The sequence below is a fragment of the Vibrio sp. 10N.286.51.E5 genome (genome assembly GCF_041469125.1).
Taxonomy (GTDB): domain Bacteria; phylum Pseudomonadota; class Gammaproteobacteria; order Enterobacterales; family Vibrionaceae; genus Vibrio; species Vibrio crassostreae_C.
The window spans coordinates 1-11,532 of sequence record NZ_JBFRJZ010000116.1; the positions used below are offsets into that span (position 1 = coordinate 1).

Annotated in this window: 14 protein-coding genes; 7 read left to right on the forward strand and 7 right to left on the reverse strand. The window is 42.6% G+C overall.

Annotated features, from left to right (window positions below; all coding sequences use genetic code 11):
• Window positions 1–529 precede the first annotated feature (529 nt).
• From AB4161_RS22650 to AB4161_RS22675, 6 genes are all read right to left on the reverse strand, one after another.
• Entirely contained in the window at window positions 530–976 is a 447-nt protein-coding gene (locus AB4161_RS22650) for a DUF4365 domain-containing protein (RefSeq protein ID WP_136979613.1), read from the reverse strand.
• Window positions 977–978: 2 nt separating this feature from the next.
• Window positions 979–1,596: a hypothetical protein gene (locus tag AB4161_RS22655; RefSeq protein WP_372084382.1), complete on the reverse strand. Its 618-nt coding sequence runs from the start codon at window positions 1,594–1,596 to the stop codon at window positions 979–981.
• A gap of 39 nt (window positions 1,597–1,635) precedes the next feature.
• Window positions 1,636–2,922: a hypothetical protein gene (locus AB4161_RS22660; RefSeq protein WP_372084384.1), complete on the reverse strand. Its 1,287-nt coding sequence runs from the start codon at window positions 2,920–2,922 to the stop codon at window positions 1,636–1,638.
• A 3-nt stretch (window positions 2,923–2,925) separates the two neighbouring features.
• A complete protein-coding gene (locus tag AB4161_RS22665; protein WP_372084386.1) occupies window positions 2,926–3,636 on the reverse strand; it encodes a hypothetical protein in 711 nt (236 codons plus the stop codon).
• Between the two features lie 100 nt (window positions 3,637–3,736).
• Window positions 3,737–4,633 (reverse strand): helix-turn-helix transcriptional regulator, encoded by an 897-nt coding sequence (locus AB4161_RS22670; protein ID WP_372084388.1) that lies wholly within the window; start codon window positions 4,631–4,633, stop codon window positions 3,737–3,739.
• A 30-nt stretch (window positions 4,634–4,663) separates the two neighbouring features.
• Window positions 4,664–5,311, reverse strand: coding sequence for a hypothetical protein (locus AB4161_RS22675; protein ID WP_372084389.1), 648 nt, complete (start codon window positions 5,309–5,311; stop codon window positions 4,664–4,666).
• 191 nt (window positions 5,312–5,502) lie between these two features.
• Here AB4161_RS22675 and AB4161_RS22680 point away from each other — a divergent pair, with 191 nt between their 5' ends.
• The 4 genes from AB4161_RS22680 to AB4161_RS22695 are packed head-to-tail and all read left to right on the forward strand — an operon-like array spanning window position 5,503 to window position 8,969.
• On the forward strand, window positions 5,503–6,831 hold the full coding sequence (locus AB4161_RS22680; protein WP_372084390.1) for an ADP-ribosylglycohydrolase family protein: 1,329 nt from the start codon (window positions 5,503–5,505) through the stop codon (window positions 6,829–6,831).
• Window position 6,832: 1 nt separating this feature from the next.
• Entirely contained in the window at window positions 6,833–7,414 is a 582-nt protein-coding gene (locus tag AB4161_RS22685) for a hypothetical protein (RefSeq protein ID WP_372084391.1), read from the forward strand.
• Between the two features lie 24 nt (window positions 7,415–7,438).
• Complete coding sequence (locus AB4161_RS22690) at window positions 7,439–8,491, forward strand: hypothetical protein (RefSeq protein WP_372084392.1); 1,053 nt, start codon at window positions 7,439–7,441, stop codon at window positions 8,489–8,491.
• A 49-nt stretch (window positions 8,492–8,540) separates the two neighbouring features.
• Window positions 8,541–8,969, forward strand: a complete 429-nt coding sequence (locus AB4161_RS22695; protein ID WP_372084394.1) for a hypothetical protein — start codon at window positions 8,541–8,543, stop codon at window positions 8,967–8,969.
• Window positions 8,970–9,328: 359 nt separating this feature from the next.
• On the opposite strand, the gene AB4161_RS22700 is transcribed toward AB4161_RS22695, so the two are convergent.
• Window positions 9,329–9,550, reverse strand: coding sequence for a helix-turn-helix domain-containing protein (locus AB4161_RS22700; RefSeq protein WP_372084396.1), 222 nt, complete (start codon window positions 9,548–9,550; stop codon window positions 9,329–9,331).
• 111 nt (window positions 9,551–9,661) lie between these two features.
• Between AB4161_RS22700 and AB4161_RS22705 the strand changes: the two genes are divergently transcribed.
• The 3 genes from AB4161_RS22705 to AB4161_RS22715 are packed head-to-tail and all read left to right on the forward strand — an operon-like array spanning window position 9,662 to window position 11,419.
• Window positions 9,662–9,898: a hypothetical protein gene (locus tag AB4161_RS22705; RefSeq protein WP_017070423.1), complete on the forward strand. Its 237-nt coding sequence runs from the start codon at window positions 9,662–9,664 to the stop codon at window positions 9,896–9,898.
• Window positions 9,891–11,111: a site-specific integrase gene (locus AB4161_RS22710; RefSeq protein WP_017070424.1), complete on the forward strand. Its 1,221-nt coding sequence runs from the start codon at window positions 9,891–9,893 to the stop codon at window positions 11,109–11,111. The genes AB4161_RS22705 and AB4161_RS22710 overlap by 8 nt, the downstream gene beginning before the upstream one ends.
• Window positions 11,108–11,419: a hypothetical protein gene (locus tag AB4161_RS22715; RefSeq protein ID WP_017070425.1), complete on the forward strand. Its 312-nt coding sequence runs from the start codon at window positions 11,108–11,110 to the stop codon at window positions 11,417–11,419. Before AB4161_RS22710 ends, AB4161_RS22715 begins: the two co-directional genes overlap by 4 nt.
• Window positions 11,420–11,532: the final 113 nt, after the last annotated feature.

Sequence of the window (11,532 nt, forward strand, 5' to 3'; positions counted from 1 at the left end):
GGGCACCAAATTCGTTCTTTATGAACAAGCAAAAAAGCCCACCTAGTGTGGGCTTTTTTGTACCTCTCACATTTGCATAGTTATTCATTTCGTATCAGCCTCAATGGTTTTGTTTCAGCTGACTCTTGTCTGGTTAGGCACAATTAGTTCCTTTCGTGCCCATGCTGTGCCCACGTTCAATGGATACGGTTAGTTTTACAAGAACGAAATAAGTTGCCAATAAGCCCTCAGACTTCAGCTTACTTTTGGACAGAAATCATGTAGATTCAGTGCTCTAATCTACATGTTTCGCATAAGCTGAGTTTTGGCAAAGAATGGATTGCAAGTACCGAATGATGACCCTCGTTACTTCTTGGTGTCGCTCGTCTGTCAATCAGTGTTGGGAGACTTTCTTCTGCATATCCGAGCAATTTACTTAATGTAGGGCGGGCTTGTTCAACAACCAGATAAAGTGTCGGCTGTGCGATACTTATCCTTATTTGTTAATCAATTATTTTTAACACCTTTCAAAGACTGCTATCTGGGTTGATTAATGGATTGTTGCTGCAAACTTTTCAAAGGAGTACTTTTCTAACAATGGGACTCGTCTCTTCGTTAATTGTATTCGGTATTCAGGCGCACTTTTTAGGCCTTCATAACTTTTATAAATGAGTAAACCATCCTCAGAGCACCACATATCCCCAGAAAATACGCTAATCGTGGGGCTTTCCCCTTCGATGAGGCGAACAAGAACAACCAAGAAACTAGCACTAGTTTTAAATTTTGATTCAGTAATAAATTGCTGATTTTCATTAGTGATAGTCTTAACCTGAACTTCGAAAAACTTGCCACCTTTGCGCGCGATAAAGTCAATTCCTCTATCGTCTACTTCCGCTGTGTAAACTTCGAAACCGAACATGGTAAATTCCATTTTTGCAAAGTACTCACCATATGTTCCTTTTTGTTGGTTATTTAATTTTTTCCATTGATATCTCATGTTTATTCCTTTGTTAGTTTTAGCTTTTCACAAACTGTGAAAATCAAATCCGACAAATCAGAAATCGTAGCGCAGTCGTAATAGCTACCAAACTCATCATCCATTGCCTCAAATGTCGCATCGGCTGCATTGTCCACTTCCTTAATGCCAACAAGGTCGGAAAAGTCGAGCATAAACATCGTCGCAATCATGATACCTTTATCTTCCATACCACCGACGGCATTACCATCTTCGTCTTGACTGCAAAATATCCGACCGTAGGTGACGTCCTTAAAAGGCACACCGAGTTCTCGTGCCCATACCATACGCTCGATATCATCGGCCAGGTCACTGCCAGGTTTGATTTTCTCTTGTGGTAGTTCGAAATAATAGGCGAACAGCTCAATTAAAAACGTCGTGATTTGTTCATGACTGGTGGATGAAGATAGGTGAATCCTAGGGCATTTATCTAGTAGTCGTCTCTCTTGCTCTTCTGATAAGTCATCATCCAGCGTTTGAGGCAATACCGGAGAAGTAGGAACAATCTTGATGTACATCGGCTTTGCTTCTTTATTCATATTGTCCAACTTTTTTAAGGTGTTGAGCTCTTCCTGTGTTGCCTGTTGTTCTTGGTAACTCATACTGTTCCTTTTTTAAATCGAGTTCTGGTTGCTTTGATTTCACTTCATCAAAATGGCAATTTTCTGTTCAATATCAGCTTTCAGTTGCAGTAAATTGGTGAGTTGGCTGTATTTGTCGTCAAGTTCACTTGCACTTTGCGAGTCAAGCTGCGGGATCTGGATTTTGTTGAGTTGTCGAGGACTGAGGCGAATCTGCGCCAGTTCGTTGACACCGAAGTCACGAAAGGTGTACTCAAGCAGCCTTTGCCCTGCGCGTGAGGTCAGGAAAAGAAACAGTCGTTTGCCATCCCAATGTTCATTGTCTTTGGCACGTAACACGGCAAACAGCTCGGAGCATAAATACGTATGTTGTTCTTCAATGGAATAGTAGGCGACCTTGACGGTTTTTCGGTCTGCGCTTTTGTACAGCAATACATCGCCCGGATTAACTGGGCTATAACGTTGAACTTGTCGTACTTTTCGGTATGTTGCTTCAATACTCTCAATTTCAACCAGACCATATTTATTGACAGATTTAGGAGTGATAAGTTGAACCTCAACCTCTTCTGACGAGTTTGGCGGTAGCTCTTCAGCTTGGCTTTGTCGAGTCGGTCTCACCATGTCAAAAACGCTATCAATGTCGCTCCATTCCGAGCTCGCCATGGAGTACTTGGATTCAATCTCTTGCTTTACAACGTTTAGGTTATGTTCAAAACCTAATTCATTCATTTTACTACGAAAATAGCGTTGGACGAGAGGGTGCCAGGGCGCACACAGTGTTTCAATAGCATCACTGTCGGTGGCGATTTCTGTGTTTGTTGGCGACTTATCGTCATTTTCAATCAAGGCAACACACTGGCTAAAGTGATTCCAAACATTCAATAGTTGGTTGGTGTCTTCACTACTCAGGAAGGCGGCCATTTCACTGCGAGACTCTTTAATTCGAAATGTCATTTTGTGTTTAAAGCGTCTGGCATCCACAGCAAACTTAATGTGAGTTTGGTTTCTAACTGAAAGCTTGCCCAACATATCAGACTGATATAAAGGGTAATTAATAGTGAAATTGTCCCAGCTCTCGAGCGCTTGTTTTAGTCTGCTTAGGTTGGCTGGAGTGATAAAGATCTTTTGATATTGCTCTACAAAGAATATCCCCCCTAGCGGCGTCAGTTGCGTGAAGTTTGTTGTTGCGGTTGTAAATTCACCTTGAGTTAAAATACCAAGGTCAAAAAAATAGGGTAGAGTGGTACCTAGCTCTTCAAGTGCTTGTTCTAGCGTAAAGCACCCTTGCTCTTTTTGCTGTGCGATAAATTGGTCGCGTTGTTCAAACCATTCTTTGCTTAGGCTCATTCCTTATACTCCGTGGAAGTTATATTTGCGTTGTGTATATTGGTTAAAAATTGCCCGTGCAATTTTCTCGGCGCCTTGCTTTGAAGGCTCGATAGGTGATGCCGGAGCGTAATCAGCAGGTTCATTACAAAGGATCCGTAAATCGAGTACGGGCACTCGGTGCTCAGCCGCTTCTTTTAAAATCACCTCGTTGAATAGCCCTAAAGCGATGGTTTCTGCTTTAGATAATGTGGGTACCGCATCGTAAATAGTACAAACCGTGAGTTTAGGAAACTTTCTGAGCGCAACGGCTAAAACGTGTCTGTACTCTTTACGGAAGCCCTCCCGTACCTGATGAACTGAACTCAATGCGTCGCCGATGTTGTTGACCTTAATATCAAGTAGACCTGAAGCGGCATAGCCGAGCAAATCATTGCCGCCACAAGAGAGATACGCACATTGCATATTGAAATGTGTCTTTGAACGAGCCCGTGCTATTTGGCCGGGAAGGTTGGCCATAACGTGTCCATCAACAGCAAGCAATTCGACGTTTGTTGTGGTGGAGTTAGCACCAGAAACGGTTTTCATTGCCTCAGTTTGGATTAAACCTGTCAATTGCTCAGAAACCGACTCTCCCTTATTTACATAGGGCGCATTGTCAAAAATCGAATCCCCCAATAAGACGATTTGATCGGGTAAGTACTGACCTGTTGGTTCACTAATTTCTATGTTCATGATTCGTACCTGTTATCGAGCTGTGTACTTACCGTACTTGTTTTAACGCTGGTGCGTAAGTGTCGAATTTTGGTACATGCTTCATTTTGATGGAGTCTCACTAGCGTTTGATAAGCCCTCGCTTACCAAGCAAACTGACCAGCTGTTCTCGGTTTTTAATACACACTTGCTGGTAGACAGGCTCGGTTTGCACGTGATTAAGGCTTAGCCCCAAACCATCGATAAGGTAGTTTATCTGTGATAACCGACTTGGTATAACAAGTTCCCCATCGCTCATGCCGTAGTCTCTTTCAATGAGTGATGCTTGATGGCGATTAAGCCGAGGGTCTGCTTGCAGTACAAGGGAGATAGGAGTGTTCCAGTCAGTGTCTTCCTCAATGGGGTTAGGGGAGGCGTCGAGTACTTCGGGTTCGCCAATAAAGCGACTTAACACGAAATCGCGATAGGCTCTGTTTTTTTCACAATACGCTCGAACATGCCATCGCAGAGGGGTTTCGACCAGTGAGTGTGGTGCAATAATCCGAGCTTCGGGATCTGGTGAACTCATCGATAAATATTCAATTTCTAAACGTCGACCTTTGCCAATCGCTCTTACCAGTGCGCGCATTACGACGGGGTCAATGGCCCTAGTAGGAGGCATGACAGACGTGACTTCACGAAACCCAAGTGCAGACTGATTGTCTTTAGTTACCAGGCGTTCGTTAAGGGCTAGCAGGTTTAGGTATTCGTCGACACTCCCTCTAGTAAAGATGGGAGCAAAGGTTTTTGATGCTGAATAACCGGCGATTTGCATGTCGTATTCTAGGTTATCGGGCGCATGCTCGCTCAAATAGGTGTTGATTTCTCTGGAGGCTTGTTGCCGTCCAATATCGAAACAATTGCACAAGTGTTTAGTGGTGACTCGACCTTCCCAGTAGGCGATGATTTCGATGACTTGGTAACGTAGTCGTGTTTTTTTATTGATCTTTCTATTCGGAATTTGTGTCTGCTCAATCATTAAAATGCTCAAATTGAAAAGGTTAGCAGGTTAGTCGATGACTGGGTAAATAGAGTCGCCCCAGAGTTCATTAGGGTGATTCATCATCACTTCAATCAGAATTGGGATGACTTTTGCCATAATGGCGGTGCAGTCAGCGACCTGCTGGCGGTTTACTTTTCCGTTCCAGGTGGCGCCACCGTGCAGAAGCTGGTTTCTTAACGTGTATAGGCGACTAAATACAATCGACAACACAATGTCGGTTTGCTCACTTGCGAGCGCTTGATGACTGGCATGAATAGATTTTGCACACCGTTGCTTCCATTCGTCTTGAGTTATGGCGCTGTTTTGGGCATCCCAGTAGGATTCAAAGATAAACTCATTATTGAGAACCACACGTATCGTGTTGGTATATTCCTGCCATACAAATTCAGCCAGTTGACCCTCATTGTCTAGAGAGACAATCTTTGAAAGGAATTGCTGAAACTTACCTCGCTCGCTCATTAATATTGAACGGTCAATGTGTTGAGCATAGGCTGCGTTAAAGGCGATCCAGTAGAAGATAAATTGGCTGTCTAAATCGCCCGATTGTTCGGCTTTGTTGAGCCAACTTAGTGCTCGATGGACACGAACCGCCAATGATCTTGTGTGTTGATCTCTGACTTCTCTGTGTTTCGATTTTAGCCTTTCGTAGTGCATACCAATCCTTTGATAATGCCTGTAGGGTTGATTTTCTAGAATGCAACAAAATGAGTAAGCGGTGTTAAGAGGTGGATCAAGAAACGGACGATTGATGTATCAAATATTGGCATGTACCAAAATGGGACACTTATGTAAGTGATAGGGATCAGATAGGATAGTCGTTGAATTTATCGGGAAGAGGGTTCCATTTGAGTCGTTCAGAAAATCACGAAGGTAATAAGCAACTTATATTAGATAAAGCGAAAGGTGCAATGACGGGTTTGGCTATGGGAGATGCGCTAGGCACAACACTGGAGTTTTGTCCCAAAGATAGCTATTCGCCACTAACAGATATAGTAGGTGGTGGCCCATTTCACTTAAAGGCAGGTCAATGGACTGATGATACTTCGATGATGTTGTGTTTGGCAGACAGTCTTTTGGCTGTGGGTAACCAAAACGCTGAAGACCAAATGGAACGTTACACGGCTTGGTGGAAATTTGGAGAAAACTCGGTCACTGGTCAATGTTTCGATATCGGCAATACAGTTCTTGACGCTTTAACCTCTTTCGAATCTACGAACGTTGCTATTGCAGGTTCAGCTGATGAATGGAGTGCCGGAAATGGCAGCTTGATGCGCTTAGCCCCCATACCTATTTTCTATTCTTCTTTCCGGTCAGTCGGCGAAGATGACGCTGTTAAAGCGGCAAGGCATAGTTCCGTTACCACTCATGCGGAGAAAAGAGCTGTTGAGTCCTGTGAAATTATGGCTTGGCTAATGTATCGAATATTTGATGACCTGAAAGGTACGTTAAGTAAAGCCGAATTATTCGCCCAACTGGAAAACTATTGGGGTAGCGCAGACATTCACAATGATTTACGTGAGATAGTGAATGGTTCATTTATAACTAAGACAAGGCAACAAATTGAGGGGAGTGGATTTGTTGTTAAGTCGCTCGAGGCGGCATTGTGGTCTTTTGCTCATAGCAGCAGTTTTGAGCAAGGAGCACTATTAGCGGCAAATTTGGGCGCTGATGCAGATACGACGGCTGCAATCTACGGGCAACTCGCTGGCGCATTCTATGGATATAGCCAATTGCCAAAGTTATGGCTTGAGAAACTAGCTTGGCGAGAGCATATTGAAGAGCAAGCAACATTGCTGGCAATGCTTCCTACGTTTGAAGATCTTGCTTCAATGCTCAACCAGATAACGAGTATGCCTGAAAGCTCATTGCAAGAGTCTATCTATCCGCTGTTGTATGACTATGGCTGTATCTTGGTTGATTACCGTTGGATGGATTTTCCCAATCGAGCGCTGATCGCGACTGATCTCAGGGCCCCTGTTGCAGAGAGTTATCAAAAACAGCAGTTTCTTGAGCGCATGAGCTATGTTGAGGGCTTTCAAGTGATCACAACCATCATTAGAGGCGACAGATTTAATGATGGTTTATGGCAAAAATTTGTAGACGATGGTTCACTATACGTCTGGCTAGAACGAATGACACAATTCGCAAATAATAATGAAAATATTAGAGGTTAAAATGGAACAACAGGTTCAAAGTTTGTATGCCAATATCACGTTAAACGATGTTCAGTTGGCCGCAATTTACTATCCAATTTTAGTGGATCTTGCTCGTCATAAGCATTGCCTGACTTATGGTGAGCTGGTTAAGCGAGCTAAAGAATCACATCCTGATGCTGAATACGTGCAACGTGCGATACCCGTGTCGGCTGGTCGCAAGCTTGACGTTGTACGATTGTTTACCTCTGAGCGCGGCTTACCTGATGTGACATCCCTTATTATCAATAAGACTGCGGGTGAATGCGGTAATGGCGTTACTGAGTACTTCGATCCCGTTAAGTTAAGAGGCGAAGTGTTTGCTTATGACTGGTCTTCAGTCTCTGACGATTTTGATATGTACATTGAAACGGCGGAACAAAAGGCTACCCCTCCCGTTAGGCTTTCACGTGCTGATGCAATGACAATGACGTTGGACTTTTTTAAAGCCAACAAAGCAAGTCTTCCGAAAGCTACTTCCCAACATAGAGACGACATCATCAACTTGATCCTTGATGGGTATAAAACTGAAGAGGCGTTTAAGTTGGTTGGTGATAGCCTATAAATTGGCTTTTATTGGCGAGGTGAGATGAATCAATCAGATAGTTTTGGGGAAAATACGATGACGAACGAAAACTTAACGGCGTGTCTTGCGAAGCAGTTTTGTGATGGGTTGTGGGATAGCTACACCAAAAAGTATCCCGATTTCCTCAATCGTATAAGTCCCATATTTGTGCATTTGGCGATTTATCAGCACCTCGTTAGCCAGCGCTCTATCATTGGCAGTAAAGGGCGACAACGTCAGCAAGAGTTAGTCGAATCGTTTGAGCAGTGGTATGAGGGAATAGAGCATGCTCGTGCCATTGATTGGATTGACCTAAATCTCGCAGCGCTAGATACAATTCAGGGCAATACAGGCGACTATAGCTATGGCTTTGATGCGGCGGGGGGCTTTATTCGTGATGATGGTACAGAACAGGCCTGGGAAAGCAGTATTAACCACCAGCTTTTTCAGGCATTGCCAATAGTATCTTCAATTGTTGACGCCAATAACCATAATAAAGAGATCGTTAGGCAAATTGAGAATCTGTTATCAGCTCTTGTACCTTTTCCAATTACCACTCCGATACCTGGCGAGCTAGAATTGTTGTCGCTAATGGTCGATGATATTTCACGCTTGTTGATTGGTAAACCACATGATGCGGGCAAAGCGCATGCTTTAGATGGCTATTTATATCTATTTCAAAGTGCGGTACTCGGGAGCCATAGAACCAAACAAGAATGTGTCCAGCTCGCGATTTCGATTCATGAAAGAGTTACGAATATTCAAAACGAGGGGAGTGTGCCTCGGCTCATTGATTCATTCTGGCAAATGGGTTTTGGTTACTCTGATGAGTTAGTTAAAGACTACAACCAACTGGTTGTAATGTTGGATAGCCAGGTGTGCACCGTGCATAGAGAGGATATCGATGATGGCTTTGAGCTGAGTGTTTGGCGCTATCCGTTTAAGGAACAAACGCAGCAAAAGATTATTCTAAGAGGTGACGGAAAGTTTAAGCTAATGGGCGAAAAGCCGCTCATTTTTGATGATCCTCGTATGGTTGTAGATCTCTTGATGAGTATGGCATCACGTGACAGTTAATAAGATCGTCTGGAGAGTAATAGTCCCACTTGTTCGGGGAGTATGTCTCGTGATATCGCCACTGTTACTTCGCTATATCAGGAGAATCAATAGAAAACATATTCCACTCGCCAACTCATGCCAGGAAGTTGTCCCTTTCTTGTCGGTTTACTTCAGTAATGAATTGTTGGCCAAAACGAAGGTGATTTATGTCAAGGAAGTGCCAAAATTACTGCCTTCGGGGTTGTTATTTGGCAAGGCGGCAGGGATTGCCCTTGAAGACACCGTCTACGTGAAAGAAGAATATAGATATCGCTGGCACCTCCACTTTCACGAACTTGTTCATATTCAGCAATGGCAACGGTTAGGGTCGATTGAGTTTTTGTCTCAGTATATCGTTGAGGCATTGACTCGTGGGTATCGTTGCAACAATTTTGAAGTGGAAGCCTTCGAGCTTGAAGAGCGGTTTAAACGTAATGATGTTTTTAGGATTTGTTGACCTTTGCGGCTTTGTTGATCAAATCAAGCGACCCGATATAGATCTTGCCGTTTGGGTATGTGATTTTGTAGATAACCTTGCTATTACTATCCATATTGACCTTCAACTAAACTGTTTATTCATAATCTTTTAACATTAGAAAATGTTGGTCAATATGAACATCGTCGTTTAGAGAAGAGTATCGACTCTAAACGGTTTTGGGGCAAAACTAAGTTAGCGACTAGCTGTATTCAATAAACTAGCAGCAACTGTGCTTTTAGAGCAGGGGCCTATTCCAAACAATAGATCATCTGGAAGGGGAAATTGAAGTGGGATAGTTGAGAGATCGCTATGATCTAGATACATATCTAACTTGGCTCTTATTCTGGTATGTACTCTATAAGCTCTTCGATCTTGCATTCGAAGAATTTACACAATTCATTCAAAGTGGTCGTTGTGGTTGTATAACCTTTGTTATTAGCAAGCTTTGACATCGCGGAGCTTTGAACTCCAACGGCTTCGGCAACTTCAGATAAAGTAATCTTACGTTTTTCGCGTAACGATTTAATCTCTAATAATTCTTTTATCTTATATCTAATCATTTCTATATAATTATTTGGTATATAAATCGTCTTGATGGGACGAATTAATGGCTCTATAGTTTGTCTTGTCAGGACGAAAGTTATTCTTGGCTAGCAAATAAGGAGGTCATTATGGACCAAACATTATTGACTGCAAAAGAGCTCGCAAGTCGTATCAAATTTAGCGCCAACTATATTAACGCGACATTGCGAGACTCTCTTTTCATCGAAGGTAAGCATTACATCCGACCTTTCAATGGTCGCAAAATTCTCTACATTTGGGAAGCAATTGAGCGGGATTTGTATCAATCTGCATCTCGAAATCAAAATATAATTCCAATGGCAGGAGGGCGTATCTGTTATGGGTAAAGTACGAGAACGAAATGGAAAACTATTTCTGGATTTTAGGTACAACGATATCCGATGCAGAGAACAGACTGCCTTACCTAATACCATTCAGAATACCAGGAAGTTGCAAAAGCTGCTTAATCAGATAGATGCAGACATAAGACTGGGGTCTTTCGTCTATAGAGATTACTTTCCAAGCTCAAGTAGAGCTGCTCGATTTCTTGAGGAGGACTGTAAGGCCGAAAAGGTAAAGCAAGAAATGTTGGGGAGTTATAAAAGTGCAATACACGAAGCACAAGGTACTTCTCTTATTTCATTAGAAGACTTTGCCGCTGAGTGGTACGAAGAAAACGAAAGTCGATGGAAAGAAAGCTATAAGGAGAGTATTCGTTTATACCTTTACAGATACCTTGTTCCACACTTTGGAAGTACTTCTATTGATCAGATCTCTAGGCCAGATATTTTGAAGTTCAGAGCTGAATTAGCTAAACCAAAATCGGGTAAGAAACTATCAGCAGAGTTTATTAATCACGTGATGACGCCATTAAGGATGATGTTGTCAGAAGCTGCAGATCGTTATGAATTTAGAACTCCGTTTGAAAATATTAAAGCGTTGAGAATTGATAGAAGAGACGTTCAGCCGTTTAGTATTGAGGAAGTAATGCAGTTTCTCGACAAAATTAGGGAAGATTACAAGACGTATTTCACTACACGCTTCTTTACTGGGATGCGGACTTCAGAGATTGATGGTTTGAAGTGGCAATACGTAGATTTCAATTTGAAGACAATTTCTGTTCGTGAAACTTATGTGCATGGGCGAATGGATACAGTTAAGACGACAGGTTCTACTAGAGATATTCAAATGAACTCTCATGTTTATGAGGCTTTGGAAAAGCAATTCAAGTTAACAGGGGAAGGAGAGTTCGTCTTTACAAATGCTTCAGGGAACCCTTTGGACAAAGGGAATGTCCGTGACCGAATTTGGAAGCCTGCGTTAAAAGAGATGGGGTTGAAGTATCGTCGTCCATACGAAACGCGCCATACTTATGCCACTCTGATGCTTGCCGCTGGTGAAGCCCCTGAGTGGATAGCTAGGCAAATGGGGCATACGACGACCAAGATGCTTTTTCAGACATACAGCCGTTTCGTACCTAATTTAACTCGGAATGATGGAAGTGCATTTGAACGTCTATTGAAAAAAGTTAATAGTGGTGGGTTAGGAGGTGATAAATGAAGTATTCTCCTTTGACAATCCATTGCACTAGTTTGTGCTTCGATGTGATTCAAGGGCAACATTTCAAAGCCATGTCACATCAGGATATCGATGAAAACTATCAAGAAGTCTATTGTTTGGTAAGAGAAAGAACGTCATTATACCCAATGCATTATGTAAGAGAGCATAAGTTTGTGAGTGAGGTGGCGGAAGTTGTAGTAACGGTGCTTCATCACTGCTTGAATGAGCCAATAAAGCGGGATTCTGATTGGGTACTTGAAGTTATTGAAGCATCAATTGATAAGTCAATAAAACGATATGTAAATTGAATGCTTAGCTTTATTGCTCATAGCTCATAGCTCATAGCTCCTAGAACGTCGATGTTCGCTCGAATCTAGGGGCTAAAATATTATTGTTACTTCGTATCCGCCCCATGAACCCA